Annotated in this window: 14 protein-coding genes and 1 pseudogene; 9 read left to right on the top strand and 6 right to left on the bottom strand. The window is 44.2% G+C overall.

Annotation, left to right across the window (positions count from 1 at the left end; genetic code table 11):
* Nucleotides 1-126 precede the first annotated feature (126 nt).
* Both OZ401_RS15855 and OZ401_RS15850 read left to right on the top strand, forming a co-directional pair.
* Complete coding sequence (locus OZ401_RS15855; protein WP_341471426.1) at nucleotides 127-918, top strand: acyl-ACP thioesterase domain-containing protein; 792 nt, start codon at nucleotides 127-129, stop codon at nucleotides 916-918.
* A 96-nt stretch (nucleotides 919-1,014) separates the two neighbouring features.
* Nucleotides 1,015-1,788 (top strand): SDR family NAD(P)-dependent oxidoreductase, encoded by a 774-nt coding sequence (locus OZ401_RS15850; RefSeq protein ID WP_341471828.1) that lies wholly within the window; start codon nucleotides 1,015-1,017, stop codon nucleotides 1,786-1,788.
* A 5-nt stretch (nucleotides 1,789-1,793) separates the two neighbouring features.
* On the opposite strand, the gene OZ401_RS15845 is transcribed toward OZ401_RS15850, so the two are convergent.
* Nucleotides 1,794-2,066, bottom strand: a complete 273-nt coding sequence (locus OZ401_RS15845; RefSeq protein ID WP_341471425.1) for a hypothetical protein — start codon at nucleotides 2,064-2,066, stop codon at nucleotides 1,794-1,796.
* A 187-nt stretch (nucleotides 2,067-2,253) separates the two neighbouring features.
* On the opposite strand from OZ401_RS15845, the pseudogene OZ401_RS25935 reads away from it, so the two are divergent.
* Nucleotides 2,254-2,316 (top strand): annotated as a pseudogene (locus OZ401_RS25935) (IS1/IS1595 family N-terminal zinc-binding domain-containing protein); the annotation flags it as partial.
* A gap of 42 nt (nucleotides 2,317-2,358) precedes the next feature.
* Nucleotides 2,359-2,595 (top strand): helix-turn-helix domain-containing protein, encoded by a 237-nt coding sequence (locus OZ401_RS15840; RefSeq protein WP_341471424.1) that lies wholly within the window; start codon nucleotides 2,359-2,361, stop codon nucleotides 2,593-2,595.
* A 41-nt stretch (nucleotides 2,596-2,636) separates the two neighbouring features.
* Here OZ401_RS15840 and OZ401_RS15835 read toward each other — a convergent pair whose 3' ends face one another.
* From OZ401_RS15835 to bchG, 3 genes are all read right to left on the bottom strand, one after another.
* Nucleotides 2,637-3,206, bottom strand: coding sequence for a DUF1997 domain-containing protein (locus OZ401_RS15835; RefSeq protein WP_341471423.1), 570 nt, complete (start codon nucleotides 3,204-3,206; stop codon nucleotides 2,637-2,639).
* A gap of 80 nt (nucleotides 3,207-3,286) precedes the next feature.
* A complete protein-coding gene (locus OZ401_RS15830) occupies nucleotides 3,287-3,517 on the bottom strand; it encodes a hypothetical protein (protein WP_341471422.1) in 231 nt (76 codons plus the stop codon).
* Between the two features lie 428 nt (nucleotides 3,518-3,945).
* Nucleotides 3,946-4,911, bottom strand: coding sequence for a (bacterio)chlorophyll synthase (bchG, locus tag OZ401_RS15825; RefSeq protein WP_341471421.1), 966 nt, complete (start codon nucleotides 4,909-4,911; stop codon nucleotides 3,946-3,948).
* A gap of 514 nt (nucleotides 4,912-5,425) precedes the next feature.
* Here bchG and OZ401_RS15820 point away from each other — a divergent pair.
* The 5 genes from OZ401_RS15820 (at nucleotide 5,426) to OZ401_RS15800 (ending at nucleotide 16,871) form a co-directional block, all read left to right on the top strand.
* On the top strand, nucleotides 5,426-6,994 hold the full coding sequence (locus tag OZ401_RS15820) for an IS701 family transposase (protein ID WP_341471420.1): 1,569 nt from the start codon (nucleotides 5,426-5,428) through the stop codon (nucleotides 6,992-6,994).
* A gap of 118 nt (nucleotides 6,995-7,112) precedes the next feature.
* The gene (locus OZ401_RS15815; protein WP_341471419.1) at nucleotides 7,113-9,419 is read left to right on the top strand and encodes an ATP-binding protein; all 2,307 of its coding nucleotides are present in this window, start codon (nucleotides 7,113-7,115) and stop codon (nucleotides 9,417-9,419) included.
* Nucleotides 9,420-9,423: 4 nt separating this feature from the next.
* The gene (locus OZ401_RS15810) at nucleotides 9,424-9,891 is read left to right on the top strand and encodes a response regulator (RefSeq protein ID WP_341471418.1); all 468 of its coding nucleotides are present in this window, start codon (nucleotides 9,424-9,426) and stop codon (nucleotides 9,889-9,891) included.
* 235 nt (nucleotides 9,892-10,126) lie between these two features.
* The gene (locus OZ401_RS15805) at nucleotides 10,127-13,576 is read left to right on the top strand and encodes a PAS domain S-box protein (protein WP_341471417.1); all 3,450 of its coding nucleotides are present in this window, start codon (nucleotides 10,127-10,129) and stop codon (nucleotides 13,574-13,576) included.
* A gap of 52 nt (nucleotides 13,577-13,628) precedes the next feature.
* Complete coding sequence (locus OZ401_RS15800; protein ID WP_341471416.1) at nucleotides 13,629-16,871, top strand: PAS domain S-box protein; 3,243 nt, start codon at nucleotides 13,629-13,631, stop codon at nucleotides 16,869-16,871.
* Between the two features lie 129 nt (nucleotides 16,872-17,000).
* Here the strand turns inward: OZ401_RS15800 and OZ401_RS15795 are convergent, their stop codons facing one another.
* Both OZ401_RS15795 and OZ401_RS15790 read right to left on the bottom strand, forming a co-directional pair.
* Entirely contained in the window at nucleotides 17,001-17,915 is a 915-nt protein-coding gene (locus OZ401_RS15795; RefSeq protein WP_341471415.1) for an ABC transporter permease, read from the bottom strand.
* Nucleotides 17,908-18,861, bottom strand: coding sequence for an ABC transporter permease (locus OZ401_RS15790; RefSeq protein ID WP_341471414.1), 954 nt, complete (start codon nucleotides 18,859-18,861; stop codon nucleotides 17,908-17,910). Before OZ401_RS15790 ends, OZ401_RS15795 begins: the two co-directional genes overlap by 8 nt.
* Nucleotides 18,862-18,913: the final 52 nt, after the last annotated feature.

Raw genomic sequence — 18,913 nt, 5'->3', positions numbered from 1 at the left:
AAATTGGTAGTCTTAATTATTGTGACCTAGAACTTACCGTATTTTCCTGACACCCCTAACTGCCGCGTGATCTACTAGGGTGTGTAATATTTTGCGAAGAGGTCTCCAGCATGCGATAATACAGGTATGGAACAAAATGAAATCAAAACCAGAAGATTTGATTTTACCTATTCGGTGCGCTTCGATGAGGTGGATATGTTTGGCTACCTCACGCCTGCTTCCGCCTCGCGTTATATGCAGGATATTGCGCGACGTGATGCCGCTGAGGTGGAGTTACCGGCAGGGTTTAACTGGTTAGCCAAACGTACTTTGATAGATTTTAATTGTCCCATTCCGGCGTGTTCTAACTTTCAAACTGTCACTTTCCCGATAGGCTTCAGCCGGGTTACTGCTCAACGCGCTTACGAATTTAGGCTGGAAAGCGATAACGCCACTTTACCGGCTATAAAAGCTCGTACTTTATGGGTTTATGTTGATGCTAAGGGACACCCGGCGCGAATACCACCTGAAGCGGCTACAATCTGGCTGCACAACGGCGCACAACCGCAATTGAATGACCCGATGTGGTTACCATTCCCGACAACTGCGCCGCTTGAAACTACGGGGTCTGTACCTTTTTCCCGACTGGATATTCTGGCACATATGAATAATACCGCTTATTTTGAGGTGCTAGATGATGCAGGTTGGGGCGCGTTACTGACAGCTGGTATTAATCCGCTAAACCCACCCGGCGCATTGCTGCCATTACATTATGATATTGAGTACATGGGTATTGCTGAATTTGGAGACGCTTTAACCTTTTTGAACTGGTTTTCTCCCAACCCCGCATACTCAACTGAATTTGAGAGATTGCAACAGATACGGCGCGGAGATGTTTTGGTAGCGCGCGCTCGTTCGCGCTGGCGTTGGCTGAAATAGGGTTGAGCAGCTTTTTTACAGATTGTGGTAGTAGTAACGTTATACCGAAAGTTTTAGGATGGCTTTTAACTATTGGGAGGGGCGATTTTGAAAAGTGTGGTTATAACCGGTAGCACCAAGGGCATCGGTTTAGGAATGGCGCACGAATTTTTAAAGCGCGGACACCGGGTGATGATTTCTGGTAGTAATCAGGAAACGCTAAATCAGGCGTTGCAAAAACTAACGGCGCAATTCGGCAAAGAAAAAGTGCAGGGGCAAACTTGCGATGTGCGCTCTTATGAGCAGGTACAGGCAATATGGGATGCTTCTATCAAAGCTTTTGGCAAGGTGGACATTTGGATAAATAATGCCGGGGTTGGCGCTTCTCGCATACCCTTCTGGGAAATCAGCTTTGATAGAATCGAGCAGGTAGTACATACCAACGCGCTGGGAATGATGTACGGTTCAAAGATTGCTTTGCAAGGTATGATTAAGCAAGGCTCAGGTCAAATCTACAATATGGAGGGAGAGGGTAGCACGGGCGGAGTGCGGGAAGGGTTGATTCTTTATGGTTCGACCAAAGCGACGCTTACCTATCTAACCAAAGGCTTGATTAAAGAAGCCGCTAATACGCCAGTTCAGGTGTGCTATCTCAGCCCCGGTATGGTTATAACTGACCTGCTGATGGGCGATACCAAACCTGAAGATATGGAAAGAGTAAAGCGTATTTTTAATATACTCGCGGATACAGTAGAAACGGTTACGCCTTGGTTAGTAGAGCAAGTATTGGCGAATAACAAACATGGGATACGCATAGCATGGCTCACCAAGCGCAAGGCAATGTGGCGTTTTGCTAGTGCCCGCTTTAATAAACGCGATCTATTTGCCTGATAGTTTTAGTAACCGGACGGGGGTTTTTCCATCCAACTGGCTTCCTTACCCAATACCCCGTCCTTCCACCAATTTACCTGTTCCACCTGAAAGCCTGCATTTTGCAAGTGATTTATAGCTTGCTCTAATTCGCCGCTACTCATCATTCTGTGCGCGTCTTTTACGACCTCAGGAATATCTTCCGCTTTTGAACTGGTGCCGATATTACCAACCAACCCATGATTTATAATGTACTTGTGAGAACCATCTTCTAGCCATGCGGTTATAGAAACGTCCATTTTTAATTTTACTCCTGTTAAATACTGTTTTAGTCAATCTTTTCTTTGAAGCATAACAAAAACATGTTAAATCCAACCCATCTAATTGTAAATAGGGAGTAAAAAATGGGAGTGTCTAAGAAGCAAGATGTGGTAAAGTAAGAGAATGAACAAACCGAATTGTCCGCATTGCTAGCACAATGATAGAGTTGTTAAAGCTGGTTTCAATCCTAGTGGCTCACAACGCTTTCGCTGCCACAACTGCCGTAAATATTTTACAGCCAACCCCAGTCCACGTGGCTTGGAGCCAGCTTTGCAAAAGCAAGCCCTAAAACTTTACCTAGAAGGCACTTCTTTTCGGGTGATTGGTCGCTTGTTAAATGTGCATCATCAAAGTGTTATTAACTGGATTAACGCCCAAGCCACCAACTTGCCGCCCCAAGTCAGTGAAACTCAAGCCACTCACACTATTGAAATTGACGAACTGTTCACTTTTCCAACTTTAATTTCAAAAGTAAGTTGTGTCTTGCTTTTTAGACACTCCCAGTAATGATGGGCTGCAAATCCCTCCACTGCTCTTGAGGCACTTAATTATTTTTGGTTCCCTAACTGTTGCCTTTGCCGCAACCAAACTGGAAAATCATTTACCAGTTTGCGGACATAATTCTTGCTGGTTTGATCAACAAATTCTTGTAGCATTCTTTGTCCGGCTGACTCAAGAATGATAGGTGGTAGCAGTTTGAACATATCAATCTGGCTGGAGTCAAATCCAAGAATTAGCTGGCTGGAGATACTGGTATCGCCGTTCTCTTTAGGCGTTATATCAAGGTTAGCTCCGAAAGTTCCTACAATATAACCATGCGGCAAAGTGTCAATTAATTTAGTGGGCTTGAAAAATGAAATTGTACGAGTGGCGGAGTCAATTCTACTTTCAACATCCACCACTACATTCATTTTGAAAGCTAATACCGGCATGCTACAAAACAGGCGTGCTTGTCCGCTATTCTTACGCACTTGCACACGGCTAATATGTGGAATATTGACCAATAACATTTTTATATCACTGAGATATTCAAAAACATAGTCAGTTTTCGCGTTTATGGCGTAAGAATGTCTAACCTCGCTTCTTACCAGAAATTTGTTTCCATCGGGAGAAAACATAGCCTGTTTATCCTTCCTAACATGGATTAAAAGTGAGATTTGTTATATTGTAAGAACCGAATACCTAAACTTATTGGTTATTATGCCAAAACCAATTCTGGAACCTTTAATTTTTGGGGAACTACCTTCCAGTCAATTTTGTTGCTAGTCAGAATAGTCTGGAGCATTTCAAAATCATGACCTTCCTTTGCAGTTACTATTACATTTATAGTTGGAACGTAGCCAAACTGCGACAGCGCATGCACCAATTGCCCTGCGGTATTTGCGTCTATTGAAGGTAAATCTGTGCCAAGTTGGATAATAATCTCCATAACTTCACCCCCATCTTACTTAATGGAACTCGATCTAACATCAGGATTACGTAGTTAGTAAAAATATCTACAACGCCATTTATTAAACTAAATGTAGTATAGATAAGATATCCTACTTATAATTAGTATACCATTGCGCTTCAATAAAGTAAACAATAATACAAAATAATTAATAAAATCAATCTTAAATATAACATATGTAGTTATAGCTATTAAACATGTATGGATTTCAACTTGGGATAGGTGCGATACTTTATATAAGTAGCATTGTAGAAATAGAATGTGTTTTACGATATAAAGGTCGATTAGTAGTTTTTTTGATCTTAATTATATTTAATATTGAGCACTACAAACACACTTGCAGATTGCAAAAAAGGTAGCTATTGTACAAGCTACCTTCGCGCAAATTTTTGGTTTCTAATTAGAGATTACAGTGAATTAAACGGAGTGTATCCGCCAAAACTAAGCGCTGCTAGAAGAGATATAACGGTGATTAAGCCGTTCCCGGTTAGAAGATATTTCTTGTATTGGCTATGGGTGGGGGTAGTATAAAGGTCGCGTTGCGCTTTGAGTTGTACCAGCAAAGCAACCACCTGTATAAGACCAATCCAGAAATGACCAGTTGTAATCAAATAAATGGCAAAGAAGATTTGTACGCTATCTATAAAAGCATAGGAGATTTTCAGAGCATTATGCACACCGTAATTTACGGGTAGTGTATGTAAGCCCAGCTTTCGATCGCCCTCAATACTTTTAATATCGTTCAATATCAATAGCCCAGCAGAAATAGAAACGTTTACAAGTGCCGTAATCAGCACTTCCGTTTTGAAAGGTCCAAAAATGAGTAAGCCTGATAACCAAGTCAACAGGGTATAGCCAAACCCGACAGAAAGGGGACCAATCAAACCATTACGCTTAAATTCTACGGGTGGCATACTATATAAAACGCCCAGCAGCAACCCCAAAACTGTCATGATAACTAATATCGGACCACTTTTACTGGTAAGAGCCAATCCTACCGAGAGCAAAATTGCAAGTGCCCCTACTAAGCTGAAGTTAAGAATGGCTCCTCTTAAGGTAACCAAACCCGCCGGTATTGGTCTAGTTGGTTCGTTTATCGCATCAACATCGCGGTCAAAGAAATCGTTGATGGATTGGCTGAAACCGATAGTTAAAGGACCTACCAACACCAAACCGACAAATGCCAACCAGAAAGTTTGCCAGTCCCAGAGCATAGCGCCACTGGCAAGCGCACCACTGATAAATCCTTGCGGACCGGAAACCCAAGTAACAGGGTCGAGAAGGTCAATATGTCCACGAAGAGTAGAGCGGACATTCTTAGGTAAAATAGTTTGTGCCCGGCTATTTTTGGAGAGAGATTCTGATTGTCTCATCTTTACTTTAAATCCTATCTAATACTTTAAGAAGATTTATTTTGGTACTACGAATATCATCCGGGTATTCGTACTTTGGAATAATCTTTCGAGGATAAATATGAGCAATTCCTAGACCCTTATATACTTATAAACTCACTTAAAATGAATGTCGCCTAAGGTGTAACACCATTATTCACATATTATAACATATTGTCCAATTTTGAGTGGAAGAAGCTTGAAATATATATATAGATAATTAAATACCACTAAGTGGTATAATAAACTTTGATTAGCTTAGAAGTTGAGTTAAAATGCAGGTATAGTTCTAGTGTTAAGTGTAGTTGTAGGTGTATTTAAATATGAAAACCTTGTTTGCATATTGAAATTCGCTTGCAAATACACTTGGACAAAGGTAATATCCTAGTAAAAGGACTGATAATGTAATAATGAGGTTACCATGTGTAATACTCTCCCATAAAATCGTTTTAATAATCGTATTTTTGAGTTAGAAGAAGTTGAGTGTGGGTTAAGTATGGAAAGATATTCTCCCTCCCAAAGTATTTTAGTAGTAGAAGATAGTGATGAAGATTATGAGGCTATTTTATGGGCTTTTAAAAAGCTAGCCGCGCCTCAAACTGTTCGTCGTTGTGAAGATGGTGATGAAGCGTTGGATTATTTGCACAGACGTGGCAAGTATTCAGAAGAAGTAGACCCTAGCCTAATCCTTCTCGACCTGAATCTTCCCGGTACTGATGGCAGGGAAGTGTTACAGCAAATTAAGCAAGACCCCAAACTCAGGATGTTGCCGGTAGTAGTGCTGACTTCTTCTTCAAACCCGCAGGATATTGATCGCTGTTATATAGAAGGCGCGAATAGCTATTTGCACAAACCGGTTAATCTGGAAGGCTTTGTTAAATCCCTCAAGGTTGTGCTGGATTATTGGTTTGGGGCAATGGAGCGGGTGTTTGAAGGGTATAAGAATTATCGGGTCGAACAACAGCCAGTCTTTACAGACCCTATGTTAATCGAGTTACATTCCAGAATATCCAAATATTTTCTTCGTTCCGAAACACGCGCGCAGGTGCTTGCTTATATTAAGGCATTGCTAAGCGATGCCAAGCGTAAGAATTGCTGGCAACTTGCCGCACAGGCAGGCGATAGTAACCCTGCCAAGATGCAACGTTTACTGAGCCATGCGCAATGGGATGCCGACTTAGTGAGGAATCAATTACGTGAATATATGGTTGAGCGGTTGGGACATCCCAATTCGGTTTTGGTCATAGATGAAGTCAGCTTTCCCAAGAAAGGTAGTAAATCGGCGGGTGTAGCTCGTCAGATAAGCTATCAAACAGGTACCATTGAGAATTGTCAGAAAGGGATTTTTCTGACTTATAACAGTCCTTTAGGAAATGTTATTCTCGATCGCGAACTTTATCTACCCCAAGAATGGATTAATGATACCCAGAATCGCAGTTTTGCTATGATTCCTGAAAATATGAAACATCGTAGCAGACCTGAATTCGCGCGCCATATGCTTGAAAGTACTGTAGCGGCTGGTGTACCCTTTCGGTGGGTTGCCGGTAATATAATTTACGGCAATGATCGAACTTTGCGCCAATGGCTGGAAGAAAAATCTATACCATTCCTCTTCGAAATAAATCCTGAAATGATAGAGTGGCAGGGTATTCTGTCCAAAATTGCTGCAAAAGATATAGATAATTACCTTTCTGCGCTAGATTCTTCAACTTGGACACAGGTTAACTCCAAGCAAAAGCTCTTTGGCTATGATTATTACGATTGGAACCTTATAAGAGTTGACGGACTACAAAAGACTAATGGCTGGTGCACTTGGCTGTTAATTCGGCGCAAAGCTGGAACTCAAAATGAATACCGCTATTATTTGGTATTTGGTCCATCCTCTACTTCTCTACCTGATATGGTTCAAGTTGAGGGACAGTATCGGCTTAATGAGAAAATCTGGAAGATGGCTAAAAACGAAGTAGGGTTGGATCAATATGAGGTAAGATATTGGCATGGCTGGTATCGACATATTACTCTGGCGATGGCTGCTTACGTCTACCATATATCCGCTAACAGCTAAACGAGCTTCACCTTGAGCGAAAGTAATATATTTGAATTTTACAATAGGAGATTTAAAACTCACTATTGTAGAACCATCTTAAATTAATTGGGTATTTGCATAGAAAATATACGTGATTATGGATAATGAATCTAGTCTAGAATCTCTAATAACCAGCGATAATGTTGATTTAACCAACTGTGATCGCGAACCGATACATATACCGGGGAATATTCAACCCCATGGGGTTTTACTGGTAATTAAAGAGCCTGAATTAACTATTATTCAGATCAGTAGTAATAGTTACCAACATCTTGGTCTTCATCCTGAAGAATTGCTGAATAAGCCTATTGGCACTATTCTCAAAAAAACTCAACTTGACTATCTAAAAGCTAGTTTGAAACGGGAGAACTTCGAAAATAATCCCCTTTATATCTTTACGCTTAAGGTGCAGGGACGAGTTTTCGATAGTTTGGTTCATCGAATTCATGGCGTAATGGTATTAGAACTGGAACCTTCTAAGTTTGTGAAAGCGGGTAATTCCCCCGACGTATATAGTCGCATCAAATCTATGTTTTCCAATTTGTCCAGTGCCATGAATGTGCGCGAATTTTGTCAGGTAGTAACCGAGCATGTACAAAACCTAACCGGATTTGACCGCGTAGTAGTGTATAAATTTGATGAGGAAGGGCGCGGAGAAGTTTTGTCAGAATCTATCGGTGAGGGTATAAGCTCTTTTCTGGGATTGCACTATCCTGCCTCAGATATTCCTAAACAAGCCAGAGCGCTTTATATGTTGAGTTGGCTGCGCCTTATATGTGACGTTGAATATACGCCAGCGCCCTTAACTCCAACCTTGAACCCGGTAACGGCTAAGCCGCTTGATATGAGTTATTCGGTATTACGCAGCGTCTCGCCGATTCACATTGAGTATTTGAAGAATATGGGCGTAAAAGCCTCGATGTCCATTTCTTTAATTCAAAATAACCGCTTATGGGGCTTAATTGCCTGCCATCATGAGTCTCCAAAATTTGTACCTTACGAACTGCGTACCGCCTGTGAATTAATGGGGCAAATCATCTCACTCCAACTCTCTACCAGAGAGGAAAATGAGGATTTTGAATACAGGCTTCAAATTAAAGCGGTACACGCCCGGCTTATAGAGCACATATCAATGCAAGAGAATTATATTGAAGGGTTGCTTAACTATAATCCAAACTTAGCCAATCTTATTAAAGCAGGGGGAATAGCAGTTTGCGTTGATGGCGCTATTTCTAAATTGGGAGAAACTCCTCATAATACTCAAATTGCCAATTTAATTAATTGGCTTTCTGAGAGTGTTACCGATGATATTTTTTCTTCTAATTGTCTGTCTAAAGAATATCCGATGGCGCTGGAATTTAAAGAAGTTGCAAGTGGCTTATTATCAGTTGCTATTGTTCGTTCACAGAAACATTTTATTTTGTGGTTTCGCCCGGAGGTTATTCAAACAGTGAATTGGGGTGGCAATCCCAACAAACCAATGGAAGTATCTGACGATGGCGAGCGTTTGTTGCCGCGCAAATCTTTCGAGTTGTGGAAAGAAACTGTTCAACTGACTTCTCATCCCTGGATTGCCTACGAAATAAATGCAGCGCGCGAACTAAAAGATGCTATTGTCGATATTATTTTACTACGACAAGCTAATGAACTGGCGCGACTCAATCGCGATCTTGAGCAAAGTAATATCGAGCTAGATGCTTTTTCCTATATTGCCTCGCATGACTTAAAAGAACCTTTGCGGGGCATGCATAATTATTCCAATATTCTGCTGGCAGACTATGCCGACCAAATTGATCAGGACGGTAAGGATAAACTTAAGACACTAGCACGTCTTACCCAGCGCATGGAAGGGCTTCTAGATTCTTTGTTGTATTTTTCAAGAGTGGGAAGGATCGATTTCTCGGTAAGTGTTATAAATCTGGATGAAGCAGTACAGCAAGCTTTGGATATACTAAGTGCGCGATTGGAACAGGATAAGGTCGAAGTGCGTTTGCCCCGTCCTTTGCCCATGATCAAATGCGATAAAGTAAGATTAGGCGAAGTATATAATAATTTAATAAGTAACGCTATCAAATATAACAATAAGCCGAAAAAATGGATTGAAATCGGTTATTTTGCGCCGGGTGAGCCTACTACTTCAAACCAAAAACTGGCTGGTTTCGAGAATACTTATATATTCTATGTAAAAGATAACGGCATTGGCATCCGTTCAAAACACTTGGAATCTATCTTCCAAATTTTCAAGCGACTACATGCTAGAGATCAGTTTGGCGGTGGGACGGGTGCGGGGCTTACAATTACTAAGAAAATTATTGAGCGACATGGTGGCGAAATTTGGGCAGAGTCAGAATACGGTGAAGGCAGTATCTTTTATTTCACTTTGCATTCAAGGAAACTAAAGTAACCAAATGTACCCAAACGAAATAACACCAGTCTTTCATTCTATACTGTTGGTTGAGGATAGCGAGGAAGATTACCAGACTATTCTATGGGTATTTAAGAAACTGGAGATTTCTTATCCGGTTCATCGGGTTTTAGATGGAGAGGAAGCGTTAGATTTTCTCAACCACAACGGCAAATATAGTGTCCAGCCACGCTTACATTTACCTTCGATTATCTTGCTTGATTTAAATTTACCGGGTACTGACGGGCGTGATATTCTCTATTCCCTCAAGCATAATGAAAAATTCAAATTAATTCCGGTAATAGTGCTTACTACCACCAATAGCCCAAAGGATGTAGAGACCTGCTACAGAAGCGGAGCGAACAGTTACATCCTCAAGCCTGTAAATCTTGACAGGTTTTTGCAAATGCTGAAACTTATGATTGATTACTGGTTTGAAACTATAATTTTACCGGGCGAAGATTCTATCTAGCCATAAAATGGTTGTTTCCCGCTTCGCGGACTGCCAAGAGCCTGCCCTTCCTCGCTGTAATTATTCTTTGCATTCTTTTAATAATTTTAGTTGTTTAAGCACTGTTTTAAGAACCAATCGGTTATATAATTTTATAGTATGCGCTAAAAAAGATAAGGTCTCTATCTTTATAACTGCTGACTACAATTTTGAAGTTATACATGAATCACGATAGCACTTACCACCGGGAGGTAATATGGACACTGTGGTGTCAAACAACTCCTATACTGTTCTAATCATCGAGGACTCTGTAGAGGATAGAACCATCGTTAAGAGATTTTTGAACCAAGACCCCTACCACTCTTACCGATTTGAAGAAACCGATATGGGGGAAACCGGGCTTGAGCTTTGCCTATCTCGGCATCCTGATTTAATACTGCTGGACTACAGCCTCCCCGATTTTACCGGGCTGGAATTTCTGAAGGATTTGAACGAACGAATGAAGGAACTGCCTTGCCCAGTAATAGTGTTCACCGGGGTAGGCAACGCAACTATCGCTACCGAATGTATGAAATACGGCGCGCAGGATTATTTAGTTAAAGGCGCATTCACCCCCGAAAATCTTCAGCTAGCTATACAAACCAGCTACCAAACCTATAGACGCAAACTACAAGAGCGTTACCTACTGTCAACTTCCATTCTTGAAAGCATTAGCGAGGCCTTTTGTGCACTGGACGCGGAAGAACGCTTTACCTATGTGAACCACAAAGCAGAAGAACTGTGGAATATCCATCAAGAAGAGCTACAAGGCAAAAAATTTGAGGAAATATTTCCCCAGATGGCAAGCATACCAGAGTACCAATACTTGCGTCAGGCAATAGTCGATCAAACTCCGGTTAAATTTGAAAGGTATATACATGCCATCCAACGCTGGATAAAAATCAAAGTTTACCCGGCTGGAAGTGGGGTTTCGGTTTATTTCGAGGATATATCGGTACAGAAGCAAGCCGAAGAACAAATGAGACGCTGGAATGAAGAACTGGAAAGGAAGGTAGAAGAGCGTACCGCCGCACTAACCACCGAGATTGAAGGGCGTAAGCGGTCGGAGGAAGCCTTGAGCAAGAGCGAAGAGCGTTATCGCTTCCTGACTGAGAACCTCACCGACACGATTAGTCGTTTGTCGCCGGATGGGGTTTTCGAGTATGTGTCTCCGTCTTGCCAAAAAATCTTAGGCTTTACGCCGGAAGAACTAGTGGGGCATCACCTCCTAGAATTTATCCATCCCGATGACCACCTCAAGCTTCTAAAGCTCCAAGCAAATTGGCATGGGCAAAATAATTTATTAGTAACCTACCGCAGCCGCTGTAAAAGTGGTCAATATCTCTGGGTGGAAATCAGCGCTCACTTCACAATTGATTCTGATACCGGACAAGCGATTAATATCATCACCGTAACCCGCGATATAAGTGTGCGCAAACAGGCTGAAAAGGTACTACAACGCTACCAGCTACTTTCAGAAAATACTCTCGAAATCATTCTGTTTATCCGACCAGATGGAACACTGCTGGAAGCTAACCACGCAGCGGTGTTAGCCTACGGCTATAGCATAGAAGAGTTGCAGTCCTTAAATATTCGGGACTTACGAGCAGAAGAAACTCGCAGCTTGGTAATTTCCCAGATGCAAGAAGCTGGTAACAAGGGAGTAGTGTTTGAAACGTTACACCGTCGGAGGGATGGAAGTGTATTTCCGGTGGAAGTAAGTTCTCGTGGTATCGAACTAGATGATGAGATAGTATTGTTGAGTTTAATACGTGACATTTCAGAGCGCAAACAAGCAGAAACAGCTTTGCATGACAGTGAAGAACGCTTCCGGGCATTTATGGATAATAGCCCGACGGCAGCATGGATTATAGATTATGAGGGCAGGCTCCAATACATGAACCGGGCTTCTGCCCATAGTATGAAAATCGAGCTTGAAAACGCTGGCAGTAAGAATTTGACAGATTATATCCCACCAGAATTCGTCGATCTAATCTTGGCGAACATCCAAAAAACCTATGATACTGCTCAGGCTACATTAGTTATCGAACCTTTCCCCGGGGCTGTAGGAACTAAGCGACAGGCATTAGTCTCATTGTTTCCAATTCCTGACCCGTCCGGTCAGCGCCTGATAGGTGGAATAGCCACTGATATTACCGAGCGGGTAAGGATGGAAGAAGCTCTGCGCCAGAGCGAAAATAGATTCCGTTCGGTGGTTAATAATATTAAAGAAGTGTTTTTCCAAACTGATGCAGAAGGTCTTTGGTCATTTCTAAATCCAGCTTGGACGGAGGTGACCGGCTTTACAGTAGAAGAAAGTCTTGGTCAGAATTTCCTCAATTATGTTTATCCCGATGACCGTCAGCGCAATCTAGAGTTGTTTACCCCGCTGATCGAGCGAAAAAAAGAGTACTGTCGCCATACCATCCGTTACCTGACCAAGGCAGGCACACCTCGTTGGATTGAAGTTTATGCCCGCTTAACGTTCGATGAACACGATGTTGTACTAGGCACTTCTGGCACTCTCCGCGATGTTCACGAACAACGTCTAGCGGAAGCAGCGTTACGTGAGAGTGAAGAACGTTATCGCTTCCTTGCTGAGAACAGCACCGACACGATCAGCCGACTGTCATATGCGGGAGTTTTCGAGTATGTCTCCCCCGCTTGCCAGAAATTCATCGGCTTTGCCACTGAAGAATTGCGGGGTCATACCTTCCTAGACTTTGTCCATCCCGATGACCACGAACAGTTTCTAAAGCTTCTTTCAAATTGGCAGGGGCAAAACAACTTTTTAGTGACCTACCGTGCTCGCTGCAAAAGTGGTCACTACATCTGGGTGGAAGCCAGCGTGCATCTCACGAGCAATCCTAATACCGGACAAGTACTAAATGTCATCATGGTAACCCGCGACATCACCGAGCGACTAAAAATGGAAGAGGCTTTGAATGCTGAGAAACTGAAGGCTCAAAACCTTGAGTCGTTGGGAGTGCTGGCGGGGGGAATTGCCCATAGCTTTAATAATGCCCTGGTCGGAGTGACCGGCTATATGTCCCTCGCCAAGCTCGAACTAGAAGAAACCAGTGATGCTTATGCCTGTTTGGAGGAAGCCGAAAAATCCACTCAGCGCCTTACAGAATTGGCGCAACGGTTGGTGCCCTTTGCCAGTGGGGGCGCGCCTATTAAACAAAAAGTCAAGCTCGAAAACATAATCAAAAACGCCACCAGTTTTATGAACCAAAACTCTAACCTACGCTACCACTTTGATTTGCCTCCCGATCTCTGGCTTGTGCCTGCCGAACCTGCCCAGATTAGGGAAGCGCTCCAGAACCTGATCAAGAATGCGCTGGAAGCGATGCCGGAAGGTGGGATTATCGAGGTTAAAGCCGCTAATGTTACGCTGGAAGCAAATCAGGTTTTCTTACTTAATCCGGGTAGGTATGTAAAGGTGACAGTGCAGGATCAAGGCTGTGGGATTAGGTCGGAAGAATTAGCGCGGATATTCGACCCCTATTACACCAGCAAATTTATGGGTAATGGCTTGGGACTTACGCTAAGCTACTCCATAATCAGGCGGCACGGAGGTCAGCTAGTGGTGGAAAGCGAGTGGGGCAAGGGCACTACCATACACTTTTACCTACCTGCCCTCCCCGAAGAAGCAGGAGTTTGAGTTTTGAGGTTTGTCTACCATAAATTCACACCAACGAGGCTATCACTTTATTATGATTGAACCCAACATTCCAAATAACGAAGCGGAGCGCTTGAAGAGTCTCCAAGCTTTAAACATACTAGATACCTCTGCCGAAGAGCGGTTTGATCGAATAATAAAAATAGCCGTCGGTTTATTCAAGGTTCCAATTGCGCTGATCAGCTTGGTAGACGAACATCGGCAATGGTTTAAGTCCTGTTTCGGTCTAGGGCTTAACGAGACACCCCGGAATATTTCTTTTTGCAACTATGCCATTCAGGAAGATACAATCTTTCTGGTAGAAGATGCACTACAAGACCCCCGCTTCCAAGACAACCCATTAGTTACCGGAGAACCCTTTATCAGGTTTTATGCTGGTTGCCCCTTGAAGGGTCCCGGAGATTACCGGATTGGCACTCTATGCCTTATAGACCGAGTGCCCCGCCGGTTAAGCGCCGAAGAGTTAGAAAACCTCCGTAGTCTAGCGGTGCTGGTTCAAAGCGAGCTTAATTCGGTTGAAGTGAACAGGATAATGCAAGAAAAAAAGGCTGTGGAAGCAGCATTACAGGAAAATGCCGGTTTTCTTGAGCGTTACCGCCTACTCTCCGAGAATGCTCTAGAAATTATGCTGTTTATGAAACCAAACGGTAGCATCGTAGAAGCCAATAAAGCGGCAACTTTGGCTTATGGCTATAACGCGGCAGAACTACAGACGCTTAGCATTTTTGATTTGCGCGCACCCCATACCTATGCCCAAATTAACAGCCAGTTACAGGCTGCCCTACTAAGTGATGTGTTTTTCGAAACCTACCACCGCCGCAGGGATGGTACAACTTTTCCAGTAGAAGTCAGTTCGCGCAGTATCGGCATAAACCAAGAGTTGCTAATATTGAGCATTATTCGGGATATTTCCGAGCGTAAACAGGCGGAGAAAGCTTTGTACCAATCCGGGCAACGCTTCGCCAAGATTTTTGAGGCAAGCCCGATAGCAATGGCTATTTCTACCCTAGCGGATGGGCGGTATCGGGAGGTCAACGGCAGCGTTTTAAAGCTATTGGGTTATAGCCGTGAGGAAATGCTAGGGCGAACCTCCACAGAGATGGGTCTTTGGGCGAGAGAGAGCGATCGGGAAAAGATGCTTCGGCAACTTCGAGAGCAAGGCTACGTTAGAGATTTGGAGATAAAAGTCCAGAAACCCGGTGGTGAGATCATCGATTGCCTTGCCTATGGCGAGTTGATAGATTTTGACGGCGAAAGCTATCTGCTAACGATGATGAATGACATCACCAAACGCAAGCAGGCGGAAGAGGCGCTGGCAACCGAGCGAGATTTTGCCTCGCAGGTTATGAACTCATTGGGGCAAGGTCTGTGCGTAACTTCGATGGACGGCTTGATCGAGTTTGTCAACCCGGCTTTTGCGGCAATAGTGGCTCGAAAACCGGAAGAATTGGTTGGTTTGCGACCACTAGATTTATTTTACCAAGAAGAGGCTCCTAAATATTGGGAGGCTCTTTCAAAAAGAAAACTAGGCGAAACCGCTAATCACGAAGTCCGCTTGAAAAGCGCCGATGGCAAAGACCCCTATGTGTTGGTCAGCATGATGCCGCGTCGTCACAACGACCAAATAATCGGCTCGGTAGCGGTTGTCACCGATTTAACCGAACGAAAGCAAATGGAAGAAGCGTTGGCGCAAGCCCGTGATCAGGCATTAGAAGCCAGTCGCCTAAAGTCAGAATTTCTTGCCACCATGAGCCATGAAATCCGAACTCCTATGAACAGTATCATTGGGGTAACGGAACTGCTGCTGGAAACGCCTCTGGATGGAGAACAGCGGGAGTTTGCGGAGATAGTGCAGGATTCCGCCCAAAACCTACTCACCATCATCAACGATGTTTTGGACTATTCCAAAATAGAAGCGGGCAAACTAATTTTGGAGAAAATACCGCTTTCGACTTTGGAAGAAGTAGAGAACGCGGCAGAGGCATTGGCACCGCTTACCCACAAAAAGAGCCTTTCGCTGCTGACTTTTGTTGACCAGAATGTACCGGAAAGAGTAATCGGTGACCCGGTCAGGTTGCGCCAGATATTGCTAAACTTGATCAGCAACGCCATAAAATTTACTTCGGAGGGGGAAATTCTCGTAAAGGTACGCGCAGAATCAACCGAGAATAACACAGCGCTTTTGCATTTTTCGGTTTCAGACACCGGCATCGGAATCGCTGAAGCCGATGCCCAGCGTTTATTCCAGTCCTTTACCCAAGCGGACGGTTCAACTACTCGTAAATATGGTGGAACCGGGCTTGGGCTTGCCATCTGTAAGCGTTTAGTAGAACATATGGATGGGACAATTGGAGTGGAAAGCACTCCCGGCAAAGGCTCAATCTTCTGGTTTACCGCCCGGTTTGAGATTGCTGGAACACCTTTGGCAAAGGCAGCGGTTTCAGAGTTAGATTTAAGTGGTACTCTGGTTCTGGTGGTGGATGATCTGCCTTCCCACCTACAAATTATCCGGCAATATCTGGAATCTTGGGGTATTCAGAGTCAGGTAGCTACCAGCGGACAAAAAGCGCTGACCCTTTTACAGGAAGCCGCTGCCAAAGAGCCGTTTGACCTAGCCATTTTGGATATGGTTTTGCCGGATATGGATGGCTTTGCACTGGCGCGCACCATCCAAAAAAACCCTATTCTGAAAGATCTCCCTCTGGTAATGCTCACCGCTTTCGATGAAAGCGGCCAGGCTGAGCAGGCAATAAATGCCAAATTTTCAGCCTATTTGACCAAACCTCTCAAAAAAGCGCAGTTGTTGGAGACGCTTGAGCGCGTGCTTTCAGAAAGAAAAGCTCGTTTGGAGAAAGAAGGACGTAAGCGGTTACAAACACAGCCGCTAAAACCGGGCGTTGTGGTACTTGTGGCAGAAGATAATCCCCTCAACCAACGTTTGATAAAGACCCAGTTGACCAAGCTTGGGTATGCTTGCCGGGTGGTGGAGAACGGACAGGAGGCGCTTGAAGCTTTTGCGAAAGGTGGCTACAGCCTGATTCTGATGGATTGCCAGATGCCGGTGATGGACGGCTATACTACGACAGAACGCATCCGCCGTTTAGAGAAAGCTGGAAAGGGGCGGATACCCATCGTAGCCGTGACGGCAAATGCTATGCCGGAAGAACGGAAACACTGCTTCGAGGCAGGGATGGACGAATATCTGAGCAAGCCAGTGAAGCTGGAAACGCTGCGCCAAACCCTCGAAAACTGGTTGCCGAAGAAAATAGGAGAATAGAGCAACGCTTACCGCATAAAAACATTGCTTGGACACAAAACTGAGCGAGTCTGAGTATTAACGCCTTAAGCGTCGTGGCAGCGCCCTTGCTTACCACATCAGACAAGGCTTTACTCAAGCAGCAAAATTTCAGGCAACCCTTTCTTTCTTTTTAAGTCGAGGAGTAGCTACCAACGAACGAAAGTTACCAACTACCAATAGGGTGATACTTAAGGCAAAGCCCGGCGCTAACGCCAACCAAGGCGCAGTCAGCAAATAAACTTGGGCGCTGGTTAACATGTTTCCCCAACTCGCATTGGGTAATAGTATTCCCGCTCCCAAGAAACTAGCAGTTGCTTCCAAGATTACCGCTCGCCTTAGCTCAGAAACACCTGCAATAAATAGCACCGGACCGAGCGCCGGCATTATACCGCGAATCAAAATCCGGGACGAAGAAGCCCCTATCGATTGACTAGCTTCTACCCAGAGCATCTCTTTTAGCTCACGTACCTGACCACGCGCCAATCGGGCAACGGGCATCCAACCGGTAAGCCCGATGGTTAGAATAAGCTGGAATTCTCCTGCACCGTACACAGCCGCTACTAAAAGTATGATTATTATAGTAGGCACTGCCAAGCTGAAATCTACAAAACGCATTATGAGGTTATCCAGCCAACCGCCTCGATATCCTGCGAAACTGCCAAAGGCAGTGCCAAGAATCAGGGAAATTGCTGCCGAACTGAAACCGATTATTAGTGAAACCCGCGCTCCTGCCAACACCCGCGCCAAAACATCTCGCCCGTTTTCGTCGGTGCCAAGCAGCGCGTTGAGGCTAGGAGGCTCTACAAAACGATACAAGTCAATGCGATTGGGGTCAATGCGAATAAACAATGGGCCTGTAATGAGTAACACAAACCACAGTAACCCTAAAATAACCGGGATAGAAATACGGCGTTTTAGCAATCGGTTTGTCAGGGGCAACCTAATTTTAACCGCTTTACTATTACCCGGTAATATACGCAACAATGGGGCAGGACTTTCATTTCTTTCGTCAATTTCAACCATACTTAATCCTTGGGTCGGCTAGATGATACAAAACATCGGATAACCAGCTACAAAACAGCACAGTAACGGCTGCCAGCATACTTATTGCTAACACTACCGGATAATCGCGCCGCCCGAAGCTATCCACCATAAGTTGCCCTATTCCGGGCCAAGCAAATACTGCCTCCACCACTGCCGACCCACCTAGCAAATCCGGCAGCGCCATCCCACCAAGGCTGATTATGGGTATCAGGGCATTGCGAATAGCGTGTCGATATACCACCCAATTCTCACTCAAGCCCTTTGCTCTGGCGGTACGGATATAATCTGCCGACAGTGTTTCTGCCACTACTTCACGGGTGTTAAGCGCAAAAGTGGCGATATACCCCGCACTTAGGCTGAGAGATGGAAGTATCAAGTGGACGAGATGATCCAAAATGTTACCGGAATTGCCTAGAGTTTCCTGACCTGCCGAGGGTAATATCTTCAAAGTAGCGGCAAAAATCACGATGAGCAATAAGCCCATCCACACACTCGGCACTGCTAGAATAATTAGAGCGGTATTGCAGACGAGTTTGTCAAAAAGGCTTCCTGAAAAGTAAGCTGCCAGCGCACCCGCTCCAACCCCTACTACAATTGCTAAGGTAAAACAAACCAGCGCCAATTCTAGGGTGGCAGGAAACCGCTCGGAGATAACTGTCAATGTATCCTGTCGATGAAAGTAGGAATAGCCAAAATCTCCCTTTGCCATATTACCCAACCAACGCCAGAGTTGTATCGGCAGCGGCTGATCCAGCCCAAGATTCTTAGCAATAGCCGCTTCCCGCTCACGATTGGATTGATCTGGTCCCATCAGAAATGCCACCGGACCACCGGGTGCTATTCTTAGTGCAAAAAAGACCACTATTCCCAAAACAGCCAGAGTTAGCGTTGCATAGAAAAAACGTTTAACGGTGAATAAAAACATTTCAATTCCTGATATTAAGCTGGCGGAAGTTCTTCCCCTAGCTTACTTACAA

The organism is Candidatus Chlorohelix allophototropha (assembly GCF_030389965.1).
Taxonomy (GTDB): domain Bacteria; phylum Chloroflexota; class Chloroflexia; order Chloroheliales; family Chloroheliaceae; genus Chlorohelix; species Chlorohelix allophototropha.
Note: the sequence above shows the minus strand (reverse complement) of the source record. Positions and strands in the feature narration are given on the sequence as shown.

Excerpts from the sequence above, each read along its gene's own strand:
- OZ401_RS15855 (WP_341471426.1), top strand. The coding sequence starts at position 127 with ATGGAACAAAATGAAATCAAAACCAGAAGATTTGATTTTACCTATTCG.
- OZ401_RS15845 (WP_341471425.1), bottom strand. The coding sequence starts at position 2,066 with ATGGACGTTTCTATAACCGCATGGCTAGAAGATGGTTCTCACAAGTAC.
- OZ401_RS15835 (WP_341471423.1), bottom strand. The coding sequence starts at position 3,206 with ATGTTTTCTCCCGATGGAAACAAATTTCTGGTAAGAAGCGAGGTTAGA.
- OZ401_RS15830 (WP_341471422.1), bottom strand. The coding sequence starts at position 3,517 with ATGGAGATTATTATCCAACTTGGCACAGATTTACCTTCAATAGACGCA.
- bchG (WP_341471421.1), bottom strand. The coding sequence starts at position 4,911 with ATGAGACAATCAGAATCTCTCTCCAAAAATAGCCGGGCACAAACTATT.
- OZ401_RS15820 (WP_341471420.1), top strand. The coding sequence starts at position 5,426 with ATGGAAAGATATTCTCCCTCCCAAAGTATTTTAGTAGTAGAAGATAGT.
- OZ401_RS15815 (WP_341471419.1), top strand. The coding sequence starts at position 7,113 with ATGGATAATGAATCTAGTCTAGAATCTCTAATAACCAGCGATAATGTT.
- OZ401_RS15810 (WP_341471418.1), top strand. The coding sequence starts at position 9,424 with ATGTACCCAAACGAAATAACACCAGTCTTTCATTCTATACTGTTGGTT.
- OZ401_RS15805 (WP_341471417.1), top strand. The coding sequence starts at position 10,127 with ATGGACACTGTGGTGTCAAACAACTCCTATACTGTTCTAATCATCGAG.
- OZ401_RS15800 (WP_341471416.1), top strand. The coding sequence starts at position 13,629 with ATGATTGAACCCAACATTCCAAATAACGAAGCGGAGCGCTTGAAGAGT.
- OZ401_RS15795 (WP_341471415.1), bottom strand. The coding sequence starts at position 17,915 with ATGGTTGAAATTGACGAAAGAAATGAAAGTCCTGCCCCATTGTTGCGT.
- OZ401_RS15790 (WP_341471414.1), bottom strand. The coding sequence starts at position 18,861 with ATGTTTTTATTCACCGTTAAACGTTTTTTCTATGCAACGCTAACTCTG.